At 42.7% G+C, this 20,675-nt stretch carries 22 protein-coding genes; 11 read left to right on the top strand and 11 right to left on the bottom strand.

Annotated features, from left to right (window positions below):
- Positions 1–93 precede the first annotated feature (93 nt).
- Positions 94–1,401, bottom strand: coding sequence for an SRPBCC family protein (locus B3R63_RS13740; protein WP_286731924.1), 1,308 nt, complete (start codon positions 1,399–1,401; stop codon positions 94–96).
- A 154-nt stretch (positions 1,402–1,555) separates the two neighbouring features.
- Here B3R63_RS13740 and B3R63_RS13745 point away from each other — a divergent pair, with 154 nt between their 5' ends.
- Together B3R63_RS13745 and B3R63_RS13750 are read left to right on the top strand one after the other, a co-directional pair.
- Positions 1,556–2,053, top strand: a complete 498-nt coding sequence (locus tag B3R63_RS13745) for a YcxB family protein (protein WP_111282388.1) — start codon at positions 1,556–1,558, stop codon at positions 2,051–2,053.
- A 37-nt stretch (positions 2,054–2,090) separates the two neighbouring features.
- Complete coding sequence (locus tag B3R63_RS13750) at positions 2,091–2,729, top strand: fumarylacetoacetate hydrolase family protein (RefSeq protein WP_286731927.1); 639 nt, start codon at positions 2,091–2,093, stop codon at positions 2,727–2,729.
- A gap of 71 nt (positions 2,730–2,800) precedes the next feature.
- Here B3R63_RS13750 and B3R63_RS13755 read toward each other — a convergent pair whose 3' ends face one another.
- Positions 2,801–4,045 (bottom strand): YhjD/YihY/BrkB family envelope integrity protein, encoded by a 1,245-nt coding sequence (locus B3R63_RS13755; protein ID WP_286731929.1) that lies wholly within the window; start codon positions 4,043–4,045, stop codon positions 2,801–2,803.
- Positions 4,046–4,158: 113 nt separating this feature from the next.
- On the opposite strand from B3R63_RS13755, the gene wrbA reads away from it, so the two are divergent.
- The gene (gene wrbA, locus B3R63_RS13760) at positions 4,159–4,752 is read left to right on the top strand and encodes an NAD(P)H:quinone oxidoreductase (RefSeq protein ID WP_005018403.1); all 594 of its coding nucleotides are present in this window, start codon (positions 4,159–4,161) and stop codon (positions 4,750–4,752) included.
- 38 nt (positions 4,753–4,790) lie between these two features.
- On the opposite strand, the gene B3R63_RS13765 is transcribed toward wrbA, so the two are convergent.
- The 3 genes from B3R63_RS13765 to B3R63_RS13775 all read right to left on the bottom strand — a co-directional run bounded on the left by B3R63_RS13765 (position 4,791) and on the right by B3R63_RS13775 (position 7,020).
- On the bottom strand, positions 4,791–5,366 hold the full coding sequence (locus tag B3R63_RS13765) for a xanthine phosphoribosyltransferase (RefSeq protein WP_005407147.1): 576 nt from the start codon (positions 5,364–5,366) through the stop codon (positions 4,791–4,793).
- A 92-nt stretch (positions 5,367–5,458) separates the two neighbouring features.
- Positions 5,459–6,172 (bottom strand): DUF3108 domain-containing protein, encoded by a 714-nt coding sequence (locus tag B3R63_RS13770; RefSeq protein ID WP_248087114.1) that lies wholly within the window; start codon positions 6,170–6,172, stop codon positions 5,459–5,461.
- 167 nt (positions 6,173–6,339) lie between these two features.
- Entirely contained in the window at positions 6,340–7,020 is a 681-nt protein-coding gene (locus tag B3R63_RS13775) for a hypothetical protein (protein WP_286731931.1), read from the bottom strand.
- A 243-nt stretch (positions 7,021–7,263) separates the two neighbouring features.
- On the opposite strand from B3R63_RS13775, the gene B3R63_RS13780 reads away from it, so the two are divergent.
- Positions 7,264–8,145: an energy transducer TonB gene (locus B3R63_RS13780; RefSeq protein ID WP_286731933.1), complete on the top strand. Its 882-nt coding sequence runs from the start codon at positions 7,264–7,266 to the stop codon at positions 8,143–8,145.
- A 15-nt stretch (positions 8,146–8,160) separates the two neighbouring features.
- Here B3R63_RS13780 and B3R63_RS13785 read toward each other — a convergent pair whose 3' ends face one another.
- From B3R63_RS13785 to miaB, 4 genes are read right to left on the bottom strand one after another with little or no spacing between them, the layout of a single operon-like run.
- A complete protein-coding gene (locus B3R63_RS13785; protein ID WP_005018408.1) occupies positions 8,161–8,583 on the bottom strand; it encodes a hypothetical protein in 423 nt (140 codons plus the stop codon).
- Positions 8,584–8,632: 49 nt separating this feature from the next.
- Positions 8,633–9,112, bottom strand: coding sequence for an rRNA maturation RNase YbeY (ybeY, locus tag B3R63_RS13790; protein ID WP_005018409.1), 480 nt, complete (start codon positions 9,110–9,112; stop codon positions 8,633–8,635).
- An 8-nt stretch (positions 9,113–9,120) separates the two neighbouring features.
- Positions 9,121–10,218 carry a PhoH family protein gene (locus B3R63_RS13795; protein WP_005018410.1) on the bottom strand — a complete coding sequence of 366 codons (1,098 nt, stop codon included), beginning with the start codon at positions 10,216–10,218 and terminating at the stop codon, positions 9,121–9,123.
- 38 nt (positions 10,219–10,256) lie between these two features.
- Positions 10,257–11,714, bottom strand: coding sequence for a tRNA (N6-isopentenyl adenosine(37)-C2)-methylthiotransferase MiaB (miaB, locus tag B3R63_RS13800; protein ID WP_286731936.1), 1,458 nt, complete (start codon positions 11,712–11,714; stop codon positions 10,257–10,259).
- A 270-nt stretch (positions 11,715–11,984) separates the two neighbouring features.
- Here miaB and B3R63_RS13805 point away from each other — a divergent pair, with 270 nt between their 5' ends.
- The 4 genes from B3R63_RS13805 to B3R63_RS13820 all read left to right on the top strand — a co-directional run bounded on the left by B3R63_RS13805 (position 11,985) and on the right by B3R63_RS13820 (position 16,288).
- The gene (locus B3R63_RS13805; RefSeq protein WP_286731938.1) at positions 11,985–13,970 is read left to right on the top strand and encodes a lytic transglycosylase domain-containing protein; all 1,986 of its coding nucleotides are present in this window, start codon (positions 11,985–11,987) and stop codon (positions 13,968–13,970) included.
- A 47-nt stretch (positions 13,971–14,017) separates the two neighbouring features.
- The gene (locus B3R63_RS13810; RefSeq protein WP_265761696.1) at positions 14,018–14,674 is read left to right on the top strand and encodes a ribonuclease I; all 657 of its coding nucleotides are present in this window, start codon (positions 14,018–14,020) and stop codon (positions 14,672–14,674) included.
- 201 nt (positions 14,675–14,875) lie between these two features.
- Positions 14,876–15,862, top strand: a complete 987-nt coding sequence (locus B3R63_RS13815; protein WP_005018414.1) for a malate dehydrogenase — start codon at positions 14,876–14,878, stop codon at positions 15,860–15,862.
- Between the two features lie 162 nt (positions 15,863–16,024).
- Positions 16,025–16,288, top strand: coding sequence for a DUF2789 family protein (locus B3R63_RS13820; protein ID WP_005018415.1), 264 nt, complete (start codon positions 16,025–16,027; stop codon positions 16,286–16,288).
- A 37-nt stretch (positions 16,289–16,325) separates the two neighbouring features.
- Here B3R63_RS13820 and B3R63_RS13825 read toward each other — a convergent pair whose 3' ends face one another.
- Complete coding sequence (locus tag B3R63_RS13825; protein ID WP_005018416.1) at positions 16,326–16,853, bottom strand: hypothetical protein; 528 nt, start codon at positions 16,851–16,853, stop codon at positions 16,326–16,328.
- A 74-nt stretch (positions 16,854–16,927) separates the two neighbouring features.
- Positions 16,928–17,530 carry a 2OG-Fe(II) oxygenase gene (locus B3R63_RS13830; protein ID WP_286731943.1) on the bottom strand — a complete coding sequence of 201 codons (603 nt, stop codon included), beginning with the start codon at positions 17,528–17,530 and terminating at the stop codon, positions 16,928–16,930.
- 116 nt (positions 17,531–17,646) lie between these two features.
- Here B3R63_RS13830 and B3R63_RS13835 point away from each other — a divergent pair, with 116 nt between their 5' ends.
- Genes B3R63_RS13835 through B3R63_RS13845 form a run of 3 tightly spaced genes read left to right on the top strand, consistent with a single transcriptional unit; the run spans position 17,647 to position 20,477 of the window.
- Entirely contained in the window at positions 17,647–18,504 is an 858-nt protein-coding gene (locus tag B3R63_RS13835; RefSeq protein ID WP_005407192.1) for a 23S rRNA (adenine(2030)-N(6))-methyltransferase RlmJ, read from the top strand.
- 49 nt (positions 18,505–18,553) lie between these two features.
- Positions 18,554–19,384: a CDP-diacylglycerol--serine O-phosphatidyltransferase gene (pssA, locus tag B3R63_RS13840; RefSeq protein ID WP_005024502.1), complete on the top strand. Its 831-nt coding sequence runs from the start codon at positions 18,554–18,556 to the stop codon at positions 19,382–19,384.
- A 19-nt stretch (positions 19,385–19,403) separates the two neighbouring features.
- On the top strand, positions 19,404–20,477 hold the full coding sequence (locus B3R63_RS13845; protein ID WP_286731946.1) for a DUF6670 family protein: 1,074 nt from the start codon (positions 19,404–19,406) through the stop codon (positions 20,475–20,477).
- Positions 20,478–20,675 lie beyond the last annotated feature (198 nt).

The following is a 20,675-nucleotide window of genomic DNA, read 5'->3' on the forward strand; positions in this document are numbered from 1 at the left end:
CTCTCTGAGCGCACCAACTTGATAAACAATAGAAGAAACCGCACATTTGTTGCGGTTTTTTTGTATTTAAAATAACGATAAAATATTTAATAATTATTTCACTCGCTGTTTAATTTTTAAAGCTAATATCGTATTTCCACCTATGGCAGGTAACATATCATGATAGGGCAAACTGCGCATGGCCCGCAGCAGGAAAGGCGCCTGGTCATGAATTTTTACCGCACTGGTAAGCTTTAATACAGTACCCTGACCATATGCATCAAGCTGCATACCGCCTTGTATATACTTTAAGTCCCCACCCACCGCATGAAAAACATTTTGTAGTGAATTCGGGTAGTCAAAGCGCAGTTTAAAATCGAAAGGAATACTGATTACACCTAAACCAACAGAAACCTGATAATCAGCATCAAGTTGTTGTGGATTAAGCTGCTTGCTCTGTACATTTTTAATCTGACGTGGAAAGAGCGATTTAAAGCTAGGTGGCTGTAGCCAAGGTTTAAGTTGCTCCGGGCTCTGTGCAAAATACTGATAGCTGGTACTAAAACGCATAGCTTCTGTACCCTGCTGATAGGGCACTTGATAGCCCGAAAGAATAAAAGATACAGGTTCTTGAGACTGCTGGCTTAACTTGACAATTTTCTGACGCTGAGCAGTACTGAGCTGGAACTCTGGTAATGTGCCTGCTTTTAGGTTCTGGGTTGTTGATATTTTATAGCGACGTTGCAAGGCTTCTAGTAAAAAGGCATTGGTAGCGCCTGGAATACCAAGTTTGGCTTCTGGAATGGCATTCAGGATTTTACCGAATAAAAAACCTTTAGGCTGGTTAAGATCACCCCATTGGGTAATCGTAACTAAAGTTCTCTGGGTGCCTATATCAAACCATTCAATTTTTCCCGCACCGTAAGGAACAGGAGCATCAATTACTAAGGTGGCAATACTATTATTGCTGTATTGATGCTGCATTAATACCTGTTCTTTGAAATTGAGTACCGGAATAGGCGTGGGAATATGAATCTGATATTTGACCTGAGTAATATTGCCTTGTTGAGCTTGGATCTTCGCAGATTTAAGCGTGGGAAATAAACCGGCATAATTACGATAGTGAGTCAGCAGTTTGGCAATATTCTGGCTAGAGGTTGGAACAATTACTGCACCACTATAATATTTTCCTTGTATTTTCTGCTGGGCTTGAAATGTAGGCAGTTGAATATTTTGTTTAGGGTGAGCATAAATAAAAATACGGTCGCCTGTGAGGCCTGCAAGCGTCTGGATGTTACCTTGAAATGGTGAAAGACTGCTGGGTATCTGTTCGGTCCAGGTTATAATTTGGGCTGATACTACAGTACTGGCAGATAGCCAAAACCATACAATGAGATAAAAATATCTGTTGCTATAGAACATGCCAATCCTGTTTATCTATTTTTTATGGGATAAAGGAAAGAATATTAAGGAAAAAGGGCTGTTATCTACTATAACTTCGGACACTAAAAAGATGAGGAAATAACGTATTCTGGTGTAAGATTTAAAACAATTTGAAAGTTTTGATGATGTGCTTATGTCTGAAGTTCAGCCTGCTGTATCTGTGCGCTATAGCCTAAATCTGGAAGAATCCCAAGATGGCTTCTCTTTGGCGACATTTGGCAAAAAACAGCTGACCCGTTTTATCACGCCTCTTGTCAGCATCGCTATTGTGATATGGGGTATTTATTTAGGACCTACTGGCGTTGGCCGTTATTATGTGGCACTTGGCGTATTCTTCCTGATATTACAACTCATCATGCGTTACTGGTTTTTACCGATGATGTTCAAACGTCAGTTTATCAAGTATCAGTTTGGTAAAAGTGAGCAGGGGATTGAGCTGTTTCAGGACTATATTGAACTCTATGCAAATGGTCGCAAGCAAACTTTCCAGTATGCAGAAGTACAGCACTTTGCTATAGGCAAGCTTACTTATATGCTTGAGTTCAAGAACCGGACTGTCATTATTATACCGAAACGGGCTTTTCTGAATGCCCAGCAACAGGCTATATTTGAAAATACATTCAAGAAATAAATTTTATTGAACTGAAATAGAAAAGGAAGGGAAAAGCATGGCTACGCGCCCATCAAAAATTGTCTGTGTAGGCCGCAGTTATGCGGATCATGCCAAAGAGTTGGGGAACGCCGTACCTGACCGTCCGGTACTATTTATCAAGCCGCCAAGCAGCTTGGTTGGACTTGAACAGGGAATTAGCTGGAATCCGACATGGGGCGACTGTCATCATGAATGTGAACTCAGTTTACGTATAGACCAGCCATTACATAATGAAACTGATCCGCAAAAAGCTTTGAAAGCTGTTGGAGCAGTAACTCTGGGTTTGGACCTCACCTTACGAGAGTTACAAACCGAACTTAAAGGCAAGGGTCAGCCTTGGGAGCGTGCCAAAGCTTTTGATGGTTCCTGTATCTTGGCAGACTGGGTAAGTCTGGAAGAAATAGACGACTGGAAAAATATCCATTATAGCTTACAGGTAAATGAGTCATTACGTCAGGAAGGTGATACTTCATTACTGATTTTTGATATTGGTTATCTGCTTGCAGATATCAGTCAGGTATTTACACTTGAACCCGGTGATGTCGTCATGACCGGTACACCGGCTGGTGTGGCTGCATTAAAATCTGGAGACCGTCTAATCATGACGTTAAAAGGTGTTTCCCAAGATTTCACATGGAATACATTTGTTCAGTAAGTAGATGGTTTTAAGTGTTAAAAAAGGCCATTTCATATGGCCTTTTTTAAGCAGACAGGTAATTTTAAATTTTATTTTTTCTCAAAAATCGTTGAAAGAGGAACAGAAAGTTTGGCAGAAAGATAGTCATCACTTTCAATGAGTACGGGACCAAGCTTTTGCATCCATTCATCATCTGGATGAATATTGCCTACATCATTACGTCGTGGCAGTGGATATGGAAGTGCTTTATAGAAGCTCCAGAAGTCAACCTGACTTAGATTGCGTACCAGTACATAATCATTATTTTCTGTACGCTTGACCAGATTCTGCTCTTCCAGCATAGCGACATAAGCCGGCCAGCGGCCTATTTCCCCACGGCCCAAGATGTTCATAGCTTCTTTTTCAGTAACCGTTTCCCCCAGTTTCTGTTTTCGATAAAACAGATCCAGAACATCCAGCAGCATCAACACCGGATGACGTGTCTGGCCATAGCGAGAATGAAAAGCAGTAATCGCAAAACTGACCTCAACCCCTAAAAGTACAATATTCCAAGACAGGTAAATCCATAACAGGAAAATAGGAATTGCGGCAAAGGCACCATAGACAATTTCATAACTGGTGAAATTGGACATAATGGTGCCAAACAAGTTCTTGAGCATTTCAAAAACAATTGCACTGAATACGCCGGCCAGGGCAGCAGCAATCACAGGTACATTGCGGTTGGGTATAGTCCAGTAAATAATAAAGAAACCAGCAATCGTCAAGGCAATGGAAAGCAACGACAGGAGAAACGCGCCATCCATTTCATAGCCGGCAAAGTTATTGCTTAAAATACTTAAAGAAGCCAGCGCAGATGAGATGACAAAAGCACTGCCAAGCACAATGGGCCCTAAAGAGATAATTGTCCAATAACGCATAAACCCGACAATGCCTCCCCGTGTTTCTTTAACACGCCAGATCCGGTTAAATGCGGTTTCAATGGTACTTAACATCATGATGGTTGTGACAAAGAGGAACAGCACCCCGATGACAGTCAGATTACTAGACTTCTCGGTAAAAGCATTGAGCATCTTGTCAAATGCAATCGTGCTTTTAGGCAGAAAATTGCTATAAATAAGCTGCTGCAACTGCTGACGCGCTGGTTCCAAGGCCTGAATAGACGAAATGATGACCAGAAATACGGTCAGCATGGGCACAATCGCAAAGAGCGTGGTATAGGTTAAAGAACCTGCCAGCTCTCGACAACGGTCTGCTTCAAAACGGCGAATGACAAACAGGATAAATTTGAACCAGGTTTTGTCATAGAACGGAAGCTTCTTCAAAAAATTCAACATAAAAATAAAATCTCGATTTTTTTTCATGATCTTTATGTAATTCGTTGTTCCAGCTTAGCAAAAACTTAAAGAAATACCGTATAGTTTTCTTTTTAGCTAAACTCTAAAAGTGTATGCAAGCTTATATTCTTGTTCTTTATTACAGTAAATATGGTTCTACCCGAGATATGGCGCATTTAATTGCAAATGGTATCGAAGCCACTGGTATGAATGTAAAGATCCGTACGGTCCCACAATTGGCGACAGTAGTTACAGAAGCTGCACCGAGTATTCCTGCAGAAGGTGATATCTATTGTACGCTAGATGAGCTGGCTAATTGTAGCGGTCTGGCTCTTGGTTCACCTACCCGCTTTGGTAATATGGCCAGTGAAATGAAATATTTCTGGGACCAAACAACCAGTTTATGGCTGAGCGGAGCATTACATAACAAACCTGCCTGTGTATTTAGCTCGAGTGGTTCTATGCATGGTGGGCAGGAAAGCACTTTACTGAGCATGCTGCCTCCACTTTTCCATCATGGTATGATGATTATAGGGCTTAGTAATGACCATCCGGCGCTCTCAAATACTAAATCTGGGGGCACGCCTTATGGTGCCACACATGTGAGTGGACCACGCCATGACCAAGGGCTGACTCAGGAAGAAAAAGATTTGTGCTTCGCCCAAGGTAAAAGGCTTGGAGAGATTGCTCTTAAACTGCAGCCATAAAAAAGAGCGCTAATGCGCTCTTTTATTGTCAAAGAAGCTTATTCCTGAACAAAAACCACTTTGCCATCTGCCAGTGACTGTACACGGGCTAGTGACTCGACACGATATCCTTTTTCAAGTAAGACATCGCGGCCAGGCTGAAAAGACTTTTCAATTACAATCCCGACCCCAACAACTTCGGCATTGGCTTGATGAATCAGGTCAATCAGACCTAAAGCCGCTTGGCCATTCGCCAGAAAGTCATCAATGACCAGTGCGCGGTCACTTGAGTTCAGATGCTTGTTTGAAATCGCAATTGTACTTTCAGTCTGCTTGGTAAATGAAAAAACTTTAGAACGGTATAAGTCATCTTTTAAAGTCAATGACTGATATTTACGGGCAAAAATTACAGGAACACCCAGTTCTAGACCTGCCATGACTGCAGGAGCAATACCAGATGCTTCAATCGTGATAATTTTGGTGATGCCTGCATCTTTAAAGCGGGCAGCAAACTCTTTACCAATCTGCTGCATCAATACAGGATCAATTTGGTGATTTAAGAACGCGTCCACTTTTAAGACTTGATCAGATAGAACGATACCTTCACTTAAGATTTTCTGTTCTAGTGCATGCACGGGAGAATTCCTCTAGGGGCGGATGCTTTTTCAAGCAAAAGCGTATTTTAAAAAGCATCCGCAAAAATGCAAGCTGAAATTGATTAAATTACTTAATTTGTTGGTCCTTTATAACCTGTTAATAACAGGCCATAGGACGTTTTACCATCTTGATGGGTAACTTTAACCGGTAAGTAATCTAATTTTGGGGCCAGCCAGAAAACTGTATTTCGCTCGGCCTTGTCATGTTGCATTCGTACTTTAATAGTGCTGAATGTACCATAAGAGGTTTTCACCTGTTCAGTACCTTGCCTAACAAACTTGCGGTTTTCCACTTCTTTGGCATCAGCAATTGGATAGGTTGACTTTAAACCTGAGCCTTTTAAATCTTCCCGAATCTGTAATTCGGCATTTAGCTCATCGAGTACCCCAGATTGCCAGGCAAAAGAACGGGACTTATCATCTTTTTGCGTTTTGATAAGTTTGGTGCCCGGATTAAACTGGATACTCATTTTGTCATTATGTACTAAAATTTTGCTGGTCCGGTTAAAGCTGTCAGAGATAATCTTGTTGTTGCTAAAGCTAAAACGGCTGGTTTCGGTGGCTGATGCAATAGCGCCCGCCTTTGCAGCAAAGGTGTACACCCACTGGTTACCGTTCTTACTTAAAGTCCGGGTCGCTGTACCCATATTCTTACCATTATAAGAAAACTGATAACTGGCTTGAAAGGGACTCATGGCGAGAGCATGGCTTGAAAAACCGGAAAATAACAGCGCCGTGGTCATACCAGTCGCTAAGGTCAGGGTTTTAAACAGGGTAGTTGCCATAAGTGTGGGGATCCTTTTACAGAAACAGGTTGCATCAAAGAAACATAACTTATTTTTCATCTAGTATTATGCTCTTCAATAATGAAGAAGTAATAGAAATAGGCTACTTAACTGTATCAGTATGTAGGTTTTTCACAGTCCAGCTTAAATATAAGATGTTTTAAAGTCTATTTTTGTTGAAGTGGCGTCACATGGGTAGCTTCAATATCATCTTCTATTTTCTGCATTTGGGCATCGCGCATAGACTTATGCAGAATAGCCCGCATATTAACATTCCCAACCAGAACCAGTTCTGCTTCACGTAACAGCCCCTGATTTACATTGATTTTATCCAGTGTTTCCAGAACCGAACGGCTTTTGCCCAACCACTGATTCAAATCCAGATATAACAGGTCATCTTTAACTTGCACAATATTAAAACGCTCTAAGATAGAACCTAAAGGGTCTTTTCTTAAAATTTTCTGGTAAAAGAAGAGAGCGGCATTAAATCCGATTTTTATAAATACATTTTTAAATTTGGCCTCAATCACCTGCGTGTCACTGATCTGCTCAAAAATCAGAAGCTGGATGTTTTTATTGAGTTCCATCTGTAGCAGTTTTAAGTCAACAGACAGGGTGGTATATAAACCCTTTACTTCCAAAGTGGCGTACAGTCTGAGCCAGTCATCATGCACATCAGCATGCAAATCCTGCAAAAGTTTAACATTATTGGTGACATAACGTTCAAAAGTGGCATTCAAAAAAACTTGAGACAAGGCAAACTCACGCTCTTCTTCAATAAATCCCTCTGCTTTTTGATATACTTGACGTATACGTTTAGAAATATTGGAAATTAGCGTTCTAGGCATAAAAATGATTCCAGATGGAGAGTTCTTTTTCGTTCAGTTGCAATCTTGACGGGACGTAAGAAAATTTCAAGCTTGAATCCTGCAGTTAGCTGAATTTAATCGCGTCATTTTTAATGTTGAGTATGAAGATTGGTGACTGGGGTGACAAGTCCATAAGTTTAATAATAACTTTGTATTGATGTTATTTTCTACTTCTTTCTAAACCGACTTCAAACCAAAAGAGTCTGGCTGGTAAAAAGTCATATGTTGAAAAAAATAATTTTACCTGGTGGGACAGGTCTGGCTTGGTGGCAGGATCCGATTTTTATGGGTGCTCTGTTGCTGGCTGTCATTTTACATTCGGCGATTTTAACTCTGCATTTTGCAATGCCAGATCCAGAGGCTGCTGCCAGTAAGGAAATCGCTGTCAGCATTCGTCCGAGTTCTGAGCAGGTCAAAGATGCCGACTATTTGGCACAGGCAGACCAGCAGGGTTCAGGCCGCTTTCGAGAGGCTCACCGTATCTCAAGCCAGCTACCGGCCAGTTTACAACAACAGAGTGCGGGTGAGCAGCAGCAGGAGACTTTACAGCAGATGCACCAACAGCCTCAAATACAGTTTGAAGACAAAGTCCTGATGACAATCATGAGCTGGCGCAAAGAAGCGGAGCAGAACCAGCGTAAAAAAGCTTTAGAAGAATTACAGAGCCAGTTTCAGGCCAAGGCAGCAATGGCTGCCAGTCTGGAAGCCCAGTATTTACAGCGTCAGCAGGATTTCAGCCGTCAGCAACGTATCAAAACGGTGGATGGAATTCAGGCCAAGCAGGATGCAGCAGCTGCCTATCTGGACAAGTTCCGTGAAAAAGTTGAACTCTATGGTAACCGCTATTATCCGCAGCAGGCTAAGGCTGAGCGCCTAACAGGAGAAGTGCAGCTTATGGTCATCTTGAATGCTCAAGGCGGGATACGTGCAATCCGGTTATTGGAAAGTTCAGGACATACCATTCTAGATGAGGCAGCCAAGGCTTCTGTACGTAAAGGTGCGCCATTTGGGCGGTTTGATGCAGGTATGAAAGATATTTCTGAACTACGCATTGTACGGACATGGCGATTCGACCCGGCCGAGGCTGAATTCGAAGTAAAATAAATTAAAGGTTTTGTGTTAAGGATTAGAGCTCAGTTTCGGCCGGTAATAAGTTCCCTGCTCACGGCCATCTGCCCAGACAGCTTTGAGTTTTTCATCAGCAAGATAAAGAGAACTTGGGAAAATCTGAAGCTGTTTTAAGAATTTGGCTTCAGGTTTGAGACCGATACATTCTCCGGTTTTCCACCAGATACCTTCTGCATATTGGTCCAGGCTACCGACTGCCAGCATCCATTTAAAATGACCATTTTCTTCCAGTAGCAATTCAGAGCCAACTTCCATGACGCCGCTGAGATAATAATGGCCACTCCATGTTTTATCTTTAGACTGAAACTCAGACTGTGGACAACTGCTTTGCACAGTAACAGGTTGTTCTGCAAAAACTACAGGCATAAATATTGTACTGGTCAACAGAGCAGTAATTTGCATGAGAAGTTTCATAGTTATTATTCCTGCCAGGTTTGTAATTATTAAAATAGCTTACTTTAATTTATTCTTCCTGATAAGGATTATTCAGGCCAAGCTTGGCCAGAATTTCAATTTCCAGTGCTTCCATTTCATCGGCATCTTCATCACTGATTTCGTGGTCATAACCTAACAAATGTAATGTGCCATGGACCAGCATATGTGTGAAATGCTCTACGGGTACTTTCTGCTGCTCGGCAGCTTCTTGTAATACGACCGGAATACAAATCACCAGATCACCCAAAGGCCGGGCTGCCAGCATGGGTAAAATTTCTTCCGGAATTTCACTCGGGAAAGATAAGACATTGGTAGGTTTGTCTTTCCGGCGGTATTCCAGATTCAGCTGTTGACTTTGATCAAGGTCAACACAGGCAATTCCAATTTCGCAGTCCTGTTTAACGTCAAGATGACGAAGAGTGGTTTCAATCACTTTTTTAAGATAAGCACGTTTGAGCACCAGTTCAGGCGCTACAAACGTTTGTTGCAAAGAGAGACTAAGTTTCAAAATAAACCTTAAATGTTGTCTGGTGTTTCTGATTGATGCTGTGCATCTGCAGCAGTATCATTTTCATTTACAAGTGCTTCTTGACGTGCCTTGCGCTCAGCACGTGCTTCAGCACTCAGCCGGGACTGTTCACTGTCCCAGCCTTCATATGCTTCTACAATTTTTTGTACCAACTGGTGGCGTACTACATCACGTGAATGAAAGCGGGTAATATGAATTTCCTTAATCGGTTCCAGTACCCGCAAAGCATGGGCTAGTCCTGATTGCTGTCCACGTGGTAAATCTACCTGAGTAATGTCTCCGGTAATTACTGCACGCGAACCAAAACCCAGACGGGTCAGGAACATTTTCATCTGTTCTGGCGTGGTGTTCTGTGCTTCATCCAGAATGACAAAAGAATGGTTCAGGGTTCGACCACGCATATAAGCAAGTGGGGCAACCTCAATGACCTGCCGTTCGATGAGTTTGGCAACCTTCTCGAAACCGAGCATTTCATACAGTGCATCATAAAGAGGGCGAAGGTAAGGATCAATTTTCTGGCTTAAATCACCCGGCAGGAAGCCCAGCTTCTCACCTGCTTCTACCGCCGGACGGACCAAAAGAATTCTCTGGATTTCATTACGTTCCAGCATATCGACTGCAGCAGCAACCGCCAGATAGGTCTTACCTGTACCAGCAGGACCGATACCAAAAGAGATATCACTTTGCAAAATGCGCTGCACATAACGTTTCTGGTTGGCACCGCGTGGATTGATCCGGCCTTTTCGGGTCTGTAACCAGACACTGTCGAGGCCGGTATGTTCCTGCTCGGTATCATCCATCAGCTCGCGCTCGGTCTGACTGCCTTGAATCATCATATGCAGTACATCGGCACTGATCTGCTGCGAAACCTCGGCTTCTTCATGCAGTCGCTGTAACAGGCTTTCTGCCCGTTCAACTGCATCGATTTCACCATCTACAAAGAAGCTATCACCACGATGGGTAACTTTGACATCCAGACGCTGTTCAATCTGTTTCATATGTCCGTTATAAGCACCTAACATGCTCTTAAGGCGTTCCATAGAAATGCCAGGGAAACTTACTGTACGTCGAATCGCTGCAGTCAAGAGAAATCCTTTAAGTAATTTTTGTCGTTCCCCTTACATTACGCCACGTCAGGCTCAAGATTCAAGAGTTCTCCGTAAACTAAATTTAAAGTTTTAATTTCGGTAATTTCAATCTCGGCAAAACGTCCCACCCAAGCCGGGTCTCCGATAAAGGTAACCAGACGGGTATTGTCGGCTGTACCGACTAGCAAGTTCGGATCCCTTTCTGAAATATTTTCAATCAGAACACGTTGAATCGTTCCTTGCATGGCATTTGTTTTTGCAATACTGGATTGCTTGATCCATTGCTGAACACGTGCTAAACGCTCTTTTTTCACTTCTTCCGATGTGTCATCGGCCAGCTCTGAGGCTGGTGTACCAGGACGTTTGGAATAAATAAAGCTATAAGAGTGGTCAAAGTCCATTTCCTGAATAAACTGATAAGTTTCTTCAAAATTCTGATCAGTCTCGCCTGGAAACCCAATAATAAAATCACTTGATAAATGCATATCGGGACGGACTTTACGAAGCTTGGCTATTTTTTCAATATAAACATCAATAGTATGGTTACGCTTCATTGCCTGAAGTACGTCATTTGAACCACTTTGTACCGGCAAATGTAGGTGTGAGACCATTTGTGGCAAGTCGCGGTAACACTGAATCAGATCATCATTAAATTCTAGCGGGTGTGAAGTGGTATAACGAACCCGGCCAATACCCGGAATTTCGGCCACCAGACGCAGCAGGTCAGCAAAGGTACAGATAGTGCCTTCGAAAGTCTCTCCACGATAGCCATTTACGTTCTGGCCAAGCAGATTGATTTCGCGAACGCCTTTTTCTGCCAGACCAGCAATCTCGGCCAGTACATCATCCAGCGGACGTGAAACTTCTTCACCACGGGTATAAGGAACTACACAAAACGAACAGTATTTTGAACAGCCTTCCATGATTGAAACAAAAGCTTTATAGCCTTCTACGCGTGGTTCGGGCAAAAAGTCAAATTTTTCAATATCTGGAAAGGAAATATCGACCAGCTTGATCTTCTGTTTTTTTGGCTTCTCAAGCTGGTCTATATGCTGGTCCAGCATTTGCGGTAAACGGTGCAGGGTTTGCGGGCCAAATACCATATCGACATAAGGCGCACGCTTTTGAATATTATCGCCTTCTTGTGAGGCAACACAGCCACCCACACCAATCACCAAGTCAGGATTTTGGTCTTTCAGCTTACGCCAGCGGCCCAGCTCACTAAACACTTTTTCCTGTGCTTTTTCACGGATTGAACATGTGTTCATCAGCAGGATATCGGCATCAGCCGGATTGCTGGTCAGGATATAGCCATGTGAGTCGCCTAAAAGGTCTGCCATACGGTGACTGTCATACTCATTCATCTGACACCCTTGCGTTTCAATATACAGTTTTTTAACTGGCATATTATCGGCAGGGGTGTGCTGTGGCTGGGTAACAGTGTTTTCTGAGGCAGCTTTGGCACCATTTGGAATGAAGGTTTGAACCGTCATGTAGGCTCCTAAAGGATAATGATCAGATAACCGGCCTGAATACACATAGATCGACCGGTAAAGGGATTTTTAAGGTCGCACATTTTAACAGTATTTTTAACTAAAGCCCTAAAAATAAATTCAGTTCAGTTTGCGTTGATTTTACAGAAAAAATTACTTTTGAATTAATGAGAGGTGAATCATGAGTTTACATAACACAACAGTAGTCATCATAAAGAATAATTAAACTATCGGTCCGGAACTGGGTTTTGCAGCTGGAAAAGGGCGGGTATGCATCTCAAGAAAAATAATTCATTAAGTAAATATGGATTAAAAAACAAAAGTTTTCAGCGCCTCTTGCTTGGAAGCTTGATGAGTGTATTCGGTATACATTGTAGCCAGGCTGCTGACGAGCAGTTTAATGATGCCTTAAGGGCTGCCAATGCGGGTAATATTGCGCTGTTAGATCAGTATCAGGCTGCTATGCAAAATGATGTACTTGGCTATTATCCGGAATACTGGAAATTAAATACCAATCTGGGTTTTCAGTCACCTTCAGCAATTATCAGCTTTGCCCAGCGGTATCCGCAGGCTGCCATGACCGAAAAACTTGCCGCTGACTATGTAGAAGAAAAAGTAAAACAGGCTGATTATGCCAATGCCCAGCCAGTTTTGGCTTATGTAACCAATCCTGACCGTGCAGAGAGCTGTGCGGTTGCCCAAGTGCGGGCTAAGACTGGCGACCCTCTGGTCTTCGCCGAGTATAAGGATATATGGTTTACTACTGAATCCCAGCCTGATTCATGTACCGGTTTGGGGCGTATGATGCTGGCCAGTCCATTAATGACTGCCCAAGATCGCCAGCAGCGTTTATGGGGACAACTACGGGCAGGACAGTCGGGTCAGGCGCTGGCAACGGCACAAACTATTGGGCTACCTTTATCATTGGCCCAGCTGAACCAGATTCAGGCTAATCCACTTAATTATTTATGGTCTGCACCAAAAGCGACTCCAACTGATCATGCTTATCTGATTTTTGCCTTGGGACGCTTGGCCAATAACGAACTGGAAACAGCGTTATCTTCGGTAAAACGCGCGGCTGAGGGTACACCTGCCGATGTACAACGCTATTTGTATCGCACAGTAGGTTATATTGGCGGTACTACTGTCATGAAGAATAATTTTAATCGGGAAGTCCTGAATGCTTTAGATACCAGCTATGGTTATCCATTTACCCCTGAAGAAGCAGAAATCTATGCGCGACAGGCGATTCGCTTTGGAGCGTGGGAGAGTGTAATCCGTGCTATTGATAGTATGACAGTCACCCAGAAACAGGAAGACCGCTGGCAATACTGGCTAGCCCGTAGCGTAGAAAAACGAAATGACAGTGGTTCACACCAGACAGCACGAGCTATCTATAGTAAATTGGCCCAGGCAGGCGATGATTATCATAATCTGTTAGCAAAGGATCAGTTGGGCCAAAGGTACAGCAGTGTGCCGGATAATCAGCAACCTTCTAGCCAAGACATGCAGCGGCTGAACCAGAATATTCATTTTAACCGTGCGTTTACCTTGCGCCGTATTAATGCACCAGATAGCTATATTAACCGCGAGTGGAACTGGGCAGTACGTCAGGCATACCTGAAGCAGGATGATGGCTTATTACTCGCTGCGGCGAAACGTGCTCATGATATGGGATGGTACGATCGGGCAATCTATGCCGCAGAACGTACAGTGAGACAGCATAATTACAGTTACCGTTATGCTACTCCACATCAGGGTACAGTGGTGAGTCATAGCCGCAATGTGGGAGTAGATCCAGCTTGGGCTTATGGACTTATGCGTCAGGAAAGCCGTTTTGTATCTTCTGCACGTTCACATGTTGGAGCTGGCGGATTGATGCAGATCATGCCAGATACAGCACGACTGGTCGCCCGGCAAATGGGCGAGAGTTATAACCCGGCTGCCCTGACTGATATGAATACCAATATCCGCTACGGTACTTATTATCTGTCCATGATACAAAATCAGCTCAGTAATAACCCTGTATTGGCAACGGCTGGCTATAATGCTGGTCCGAACAGGGCTAAGCGCTGGCAGCCTGAATTTCAGAGTCTGACTGCTGATCAATATACGGAAGCCATTCCGTTACTTGAAACCCGTGACTACGTTAAAAATGTCATGGCAAATGCAACTCATTATGGGGTGCTATTGGGGCAAGGACCACAATCTATTCAGAACCGGATGAAAGTAATACCGGTCAGGAATACACCATAAGGGTCCGGTGAATTAATGTGTTACTGCAATTTATAGCTAGTTTTTCAATGAAGAAAATAAGTTTAAAGGCAGCCTTTTCTTTTGCAGCTGCCGGATGTGTAACTGCTGTGATCGGGTTGTGTAGTTCTCCGGCCTTTGCTGCACCAGCTTTGCAGGGGTATGTGATGCGTGTGCAAATGACACCGGCAGTATGTGCACTGGACTCATCCAGACAGAAAACCCGTCAGTGTCTGGAAGGGTATTCATTGACGATTGCCGGTTTACTGCCTGAAACAACAGAAGAAGACTGTACAACCAGTTCTTCTGCAAATCTGTCACCCATTCAGGCAAACGTTGTGTCGCGTATTATGCCGGGTGAAAATAGCCGTGCTCAGTTATGGCATAGCGTAGGAGGGTGTTTGCCGATGAATGCCAGCCAGTATTTCCGTACCATTATTAATTATGCCGAGCGCTTAAAAATACCTGCCGATCTGACCGGCTCAGTCAGTCGTCAAATGCAAAATAATTCATTAAAACAGCAGTTTTTAAAACTGAACCCTGCTTTGCCAAATAATGGAATACGCTTTAGTTGTGAAAGTTTAAGAGGCACACCTGTCTTGACAGAGGTTCAGGTATGTTACCGGGTTAATGGGCAGTATAAACAGTGCTCAAGTGAAGTCGTCTCCAGTTGTCCAGGTAGCTTTACCGTAAAAGGGGCATATTAAACAATTATTTGATGCTTAAAGATAATCTGAAAGTATGAACGGGATTTCATTTATATTTCCTATCAGACTTTAGGGGAAATCCATTCTCTTTTACATGCATCTGTCAGACGATTGGAGTACAATCTTTGCCGTTTATGTTTATTAAGATTAGATAGAACAGCTATTTAATCATTATGACGATCCTCAATTGGAGATAATTACATGAAGCAACCTGTTCGCGTTGCCGTTACTGGCGCTGCTGGTCAAATTGGTTACAGCCTGTTATTCCGTATCGCAAGCGGCGAAATGCTGGGTAAAGACCAACCAGTTATTCTTCAATTATTAGAAATTCCTGTTGAGAAAGCTCAACAAGCGCTGAAAGGCGTAATGATGGAACTAGACGACTGTGCTTTCCCATTGTTGGCGGGCATGATCGGTACTGATGATCCTAAAGTAGCATTCAAAGATGCTGACTACGCGCTTCTTGTGGGTTCACGCCCACGTGGTCCTGGTATGGAACGTGCTGACCTGCTTAAAGTGAATGGTGAAATCTTCATCGGTCAAGGTCAGGCGCTTAACGAAGTGGCTAGCCGTGACGTTAAAGTATTGGTTGTAGGTAATCCTGCAAACACCAATGCTTACATCGCAATGAAATCTGCTTCAGATCTTCCAGCGAAAAACTTTACCGCAATGCTACGTCTTGACCACAACCGTGCTTTGACTCAGCTTGCTCAAAAAGCAGGTGTTGCAGTTTCTGACATCGAAAACATGACTGTTTGGGGTAACCACTCTCCAACCATGTATGCTGACTATCGTTTCGCAACTGTGAACGGCGAAAGCTTGAAAGACAAAATCAACGATGCTGAATGGAACAAAGACGTATTCCTTCCAACTGTTGGTAAACGTGGCGCTGCGATTATCGAAGCGCGTGGCCTGTCTTCTGCTGCTTCTGCTGCAAATGCTGCTATCGACCATATGCGCGACTGGGCACTTGGTACAAACGGCAAATGGGTAACAATGGGTATTCCTTCTGATGGATCTTACGGCATTCCTGAAGGCGTAATGTTTGGTTTCCCTGTAACCACTGAAAACGGTGAATACAAAATCGTTCAAGGTCTTGAAATCGACGAATTCAGCCGTGAGCGCATTAACGTAACTCTGAACGAACTTGAAGAAGAGCGCGCAGCAGTTGCTGACATGCTTAAATAATCTATTTTTTAGATTGATAAAAAGCGCCTGTCATAGGCGCTTTTTTTATAGCCATCTTTAGATTTATCACAAAAGATAACAAGAATACATCGGCCTGTAGCCCTAATTTTCTGCGTATTTGTTAGTTTATAGATTGATGAAATAACAAATAGGAGTCAACTTATGGTACTCGAACAACAACCCACTTTAGAATTATTATTTGAGCAATTAGGCTTACCTTCAGATGAAGCTTCTATAGACCAGTTTGCAAAAGATCATCAGCTTCCTTCTGATGTAATTTTACCAGAAGCAGATTTCTGGACACAGGGGCAGAGTTCTTTCCTGCGTGAACACTGGCATCAGGATGATGAATGGATTGTGATTATTGACAAGCTGAACCAGATGCTGCACGTTGAAGACGATAAAAATCCTAAGCATCCTGAATAAGAAAAAAGGCTCTTCTGTGAAGAGCCTTTGATTTTAATCAATGAACACGCGACTGAAGCAGTTTCATAAACCAGTCCTCATTACGCATAGCCTGAAAGGCAAAATGTTGTCGTAACGTTTCCCGATCAAACTCTTGAGTCTTGGTATATTTGCTCAGCCAGTGCCGGGTAAGAGCCAATTCATTTTTAGCAACAGATGCATAGCCTAAAATCAGAAAAATTTCACCATGCTCATAATGTGCCAATGGTTTTAAAATCTGCTGGGCAATTAAGGCAAAATGCACTTCACGATTCAATTCAAAGAAAACCATATAAGCTTTAGCTAGCTGAATCGAGAGGTCAAGGTAAACCCTTAACGGCATTTCTTCATATTCCAGGCGGCCTTGTTCAAGAATGACAATAGCTTCCTGCAAGAAATGAATCTGTTCCTGACGATGATTGCTGCGGTTTACCAGTTCCATACGTAACTGCCCACGCTCAAGCGCCAGTTCAGGCGTACTGCATGACAAGAACAATTGATCTGTTTCACCAATGCGGGCTATCAGTTGCTTGGTATCTTCTAGCATTCGCCATTACTCTTATAAATATTAAGTTTATATATGAGGCTGGTTTTACAGATTTAAAGCGACCGGCCCGGCCTTTACCATAACACCGGTCCACTACGTAACCATGCAGTAATAGACAGGCGCTGTTGTTGTGCCTTTAAGACTTCATGCAAAAGATCGCTTTGAAAAATCACTAATCGATTGGGTGCGGGTTCAATAATATGCCAATCCTGATGTACATCCTGTAAGCGCAACTGCCCACCCCAGTGACTCTGCCATTGTTCATGTAAGTAGTAAACGGCAGAAAAAACCCGATCATTTTTTTGTTGGGGATTATCACGGTGTAAAGTATAAAACTCGCCAGCATTATAACAGGCGAAGTGAGCTTCAACTTCACGAATACTGGTAAAGAATGCCCGGTTAAGTGTGATAGCCAGTTGTTGCAAGGTGTTTATATGTTGCTGTGCAATAGGCAAATTCTCATTGATCCATAAAATATGGTCACTGCGGATTTGCGTAACCACTCCGTTTTGAACAGCAGCTTCCCGAAAACGATTAATATTTTCAGTACATTCTTCTACTAAATCATGCAAATAAGCTTGCTCATAGGCCCGATCAATAACTACAAAACCATGTTGATGTAAATCACTGATCACTTGGTCAAGAGCCCAGGATTGCGGTAGAAGAACGTCTTCCATATCACCTCGAAAAAATAAGGATAAAAAGTAAGGGATTATTTTAGAATAAGAGAAGTTCCTTAAAGAAACATTTTTTCATGCTAAAATGCCTATTGAACTAAGGAATTAATGCAAAAATGAATTACCGTCACCATTTCCATGCAGGCAACTTTGCCGATGTTATGAAACATGTACTGTTGCTGCAATTGTTGACACGCCTGAATAGTAAAGACAAGCCTTATCGTTATATCGATACGCATGGCGGCGCGGGTCAATATGATCTGTCGTCTGCACCTGCACAAAAGTCTGGTGAATTTCTGACAGGTATTCACCGTTTGGTCAAGCTGGATGACTCAGTCAAGCGTAATGCACCAGAAGGCGTACAGCAATACCTGAAACTGGTTGAAAGTATGCGTAGCCAGCAGGGTCAAGGGGCTTATCCTGGCTCACCATGGTTTGCATTACAGGGAATGCGTGATATTGATAAAGCCACAGTGTTTGAAATGCAACGGGATGTATTTCAGCAGTTGCGTGACAATATTCGTGATTCACGTGCTGGGCTGCATGAACGTGATGCTTATGAAGGACTGCTGGCCGTTATTCCACCGAAAGAAAAACGCGGTCTGGTCATGATTGATCCGCCTTATGAATTAGAGCGTAAAGATTTTCCGCAATTGGTAGAGCTTTTACAGAATGCCTATAAAAAATGGCCGACGGGCGTATTTGCCGTGTGGTATCCGATTAAGGATCGCGCCATGATTGAGCGTTTTGAAAAGAAAATGATGAAGACCGGTATTCGCCGGCAGCTCATCTGTGAAATCTGTGTATGGCCGGATGATACGCCAGTCGGTTTAAATGGTTGTGGTTTACTGGTCATTAATCCGCCTTGGAAGTTTTCTGAAGATGCAGATGAGGCACTACAATGGTTGTTTCCACATCTGCGCATGCAGGAAATTGGCGGACATGCAGCAGTACGCTGGCTAGTTGGTGAATAGTCTGTATTTTACCGTAAATTGGATAAGGTCATAGTTAGGACGTATAAGAATGACAAATATACCTAAGCCTGAACGGGATGATAATTCTCACGACTCATTTGATGGAATTACCTTTGAAGTAGTCGAAGAAGAGCATACTCATGAAGGGCAGAAAATAAGGCGTCGTGGAATTTATCTATGGCCGAACCTAATTACGACCGCAGCTTTACTTGCAGGGTTCTATTCAATAGTCGCGAGCATGAATGGAGTCTATAGTCAGGCCATTTATGCGATTTTTATTGCTGCGCTCTTAGATGGTCTGGATGGACGGGTAGCACGTGCCATCGGTGCACAAAGTGCTTTTGGTGAACAATTTGACTCATTGTCTGATCTGCTGGCTTTTGGCGTAGCGCCTGCAATGCTCATGTATAGCTGGAGTCTTAATGATCTTGGTCGTATTGGTTTAGCTTGCTGTTTTGTCTATACCGCTTGTGCCGCCTTCCGGTTAGCCCGTTTCAATGTGCAGATCGGAGTAGTCGATAAGCGTTATTTTATCGGGATTGCAAGTCCGTTGGCTGCAATCATTGTGGTTTCATTAATCTGGGTAGGAATAGATTTTCCAGCGATTTTTGATCTGCAGGACCGGGGAATTCAAGCCACCAATGCTGTCCTGATGCTGATTATCGGAATCCTGATGATTTCTAATATCAAGTATTACTCATTTAAACAGATGGATCGCAAACGTGTACCTTTTGCAGTCATGCTTCCTGTTGTTTTGATTCTTGCAGCAATTACGTACAATATACCTGTTGGAATACTGACTGTTTCTATTATTTATGCATTATCAGGTTTCATTACAACATTTTTGGCCCGAAGACATCAAAGTCGTATTATAACCTAACCAAATCAGGGGGTTCAGTATGGTTAAATTGATTACGTCCTTGAATCAATCACAGCAGCTGAACCCTAAATCATTTTCTAAACTGAACTTGGCTTATCATCCGCCTAAAGGCCGTTTTAAAATTATCCATCAGGGTCTGATTCTACCCAATCTGCCTGCTCCACTTCATTATCTTAATTTTATAAGTATTATCGGGCAGCCCCGAATACCCGTATTTTTTAATCAAAGTGCCATTCTTGAGCAGGCGCTCGATACTGCAACAGTTTTAGTCAGCTCCAGTCCACATATGCTGGGGCAACTTAAAAGTTACTCTGTAAAAGAACAGTGCTTTTTTAATTCTGATGATTTTTCCTTTGCAGATATTGATCAAGTATCTGGTGAATTACCTGTATTACGAATCAAACGCCAGTCACCCGAGTTTTCTATAGATTTAAATGTGGTGACTCTGCCTGTTCTTTCTCAATTTATAAAAATAAAATGGGGTTTATTCGAGCACTGGTCTTTGCTTTGCCAGTGTAAAGGCGAAGTTTACTACCAAGAACAACGTTATTTAATTGAAGGAACTGGTAGCTTTGAATATGCCCGTGCTGCCAATATACCTGTAATTACCTGGTGCTTTTTTACCTATCAGGTCATTAATCTGAGTCCGTCCTTACAAGTTCTGCTTTTGCAAATCCGTAATAATTTTAATCAACTTGTTCAATCACATCTTTATGTGCGTGATATAGCGGGAGACATGGAGCTCCATGACAAAAATGTAATATTCAAAGTAGACCGTGTTTATCCTAAGGTGACTACCCCTAATGGTAAAGAGATGTACTTGCCTAGAGAGTTTTCTTGGTGCGTAGAACATGAAGGACAAATATTATTTGAATTGCATGCACAAAGCCGAGGGGATTTCAAATTTGGTTTGGCGGCAGGCTATGTCGGAAGCTTTCGTTATCAAGCTCATTGGGATGGCGAAAGCTATGAGGGCGAGAGTGGTTATATTGAATATATTGACTGCCGACCTTTGCGTTGGCAGGAAAAAAATGAACAGGATAAAATACTGGATCAGTTAAGTTTGGCTGAGCCGTGTATACTTAAGAAATAGAAAAAATCCGGGTATTTGCCGGATAAATAACCAGCCGATCACTTTTTTATAAAATACCCCTTGCGTTAGGAAATAAATGGCCTATAATGCACATCCATCGGCGGTGATGAAGATTAAAACTTCTGATAAAACAGCAACTTAGTTAAATATAGTTAAGTCGGGTTTTGTTAGACAGATTTAAAATAATCTGAATTACCA

This window comes from Acinetobacter sp. UBA1297 (assembly GCF_002307755.1).
Taxonomy (GTDB): domain Bacteria; phylum Pseudomonadota; class Gammaproteobacteria; order Pseudomonadales; family Moraxellaceae; genus Acinetobacter; species Acinetobacter radioresistens.

Coding starts and splice junctions, on each gene's coding strand:
- B3R63_RS13740 (WP_286731924.1), bottom strand. CDS start 1,401: ATGTTCTATAGCAACAGATATTTTTATCTCATTGTATGGTTTTGGCTA.
- B3R63_RS13745 (WP_111282388.1), top strand. CDS start 1,556: ATGTCTGAAGTTCAGCCTGCTGTATCTGTGCGCTATAGCCTAAATCTG.
- B3R63_RS13750 (WP_286731927.1), top strand. CDS start 2,091: ATGGCTACGCGCCCATCAAAAATTGTCTGTGTAGGCCGCAGTTATGCG.
- B3R63_RS13755 (WP_286731929.1), bottom strand. CDS start 4,045: ATGTTGAATTTTTTGAAGAAGCTTCCGTTCTATGACAAAACCTGGTTC.
- wrbA (WP_005018403.1), top strand. CDS start 4,159: ATGCAAGCTTATATTCTTGTTCTTTATTACAGTAAATATGGTTCTACC.
- B3R63_RS13770 (WP_248087114.1), bottom strand. CDS start 6,172: ATGGCAACTACCCTGTTTAAAACCCTGACCTTAGCGACTGGTATGACC.
- B3R63_RS13775 (WP_286731931.1), bottom strand. CDS start 7,020: ATGCCTAGAACGCTAATTTCCAATATTTCTAAACGTATACGTCAAGTA.
- B3R63_RS13780 (WP_286731933.1), top strand. CDS start 7,264: ATGTTGAAAAAAATAATTTTACCTGGTGGGACAGGTCTGGCTTGGTGG.
- B3R63_RS13785 (WP_005018408.1), bottom strand. CDS start 8,583: ATGAAACTTCTCATGCAAATTACTGCTCTGTTGACCAGTACAATATTT.
- miaB (WP_286731936.1), bottom strand. CDS start 11,714: ATGACGGTTCAAACCTTCATTCCAAATGGTGCCAAAGCTGCCTCAGAA.
- B3R63_RS13805 (WP_286731938.1), top strand. CDS start 11,985: ATGCATCTCAAGAAAAATAATTCATTAAGTAAATATGGATTAAAAAAC.
- B3R63_RS13810 (WP_265761696.1), top strand. CDS start 14,018: ATGAAGAAAATAAGTTTAAAGGCAGCCTTTTCTTTTGCAGCTGCCGGA.
- B3R63_RS13815 (WP_005018414.1), top strand. CDS start 14,876: ATGAAGCAACCTGTTCGCGTTGCCGTTACTGGCGCTGCTGGTCAAATT.
- B3R63_RS13820 (WP_005018415.1), top strand. CDS start 16,025: ATGGTACTCGAACAACAACCCACTTTAGAATTATTATTTGAGCAATTA.
- B3R63_RS13825 (WP_005018416.1), bottom strand. CDS start 16,853: ATGCTAGAAGATACCAAGCAACTGATAGCCCGCATTGGTGAAACAGAT.
- B3R63_RS13830 (WP_286731943.1), bottom strand. CDS start 17,530: ATGGAAGACGTTCTTCTACCGCAATCCTGGGCTCTTGACCAAGTGATC.
- B3R63_RS13835 (WP_005407192.1), top strand. CDS start 17,647: ATGAATTACCGTCACCATTTCCATGCAGGCAACTTTGCCGATGTTATG.
- pssA (WP_005024502.1), top strand. CDS start 18,554: ATGACAAATATACCTAAGCCTGAACGGGATGATAATTCTCACGACTCA.
- B3R63_RS13845 (WP_286731946.1), top strand. CDS start 19,404: ATGGTTAAATTGATTACGTCCTTGAATCAATCACAGCAGCTGAACCCT.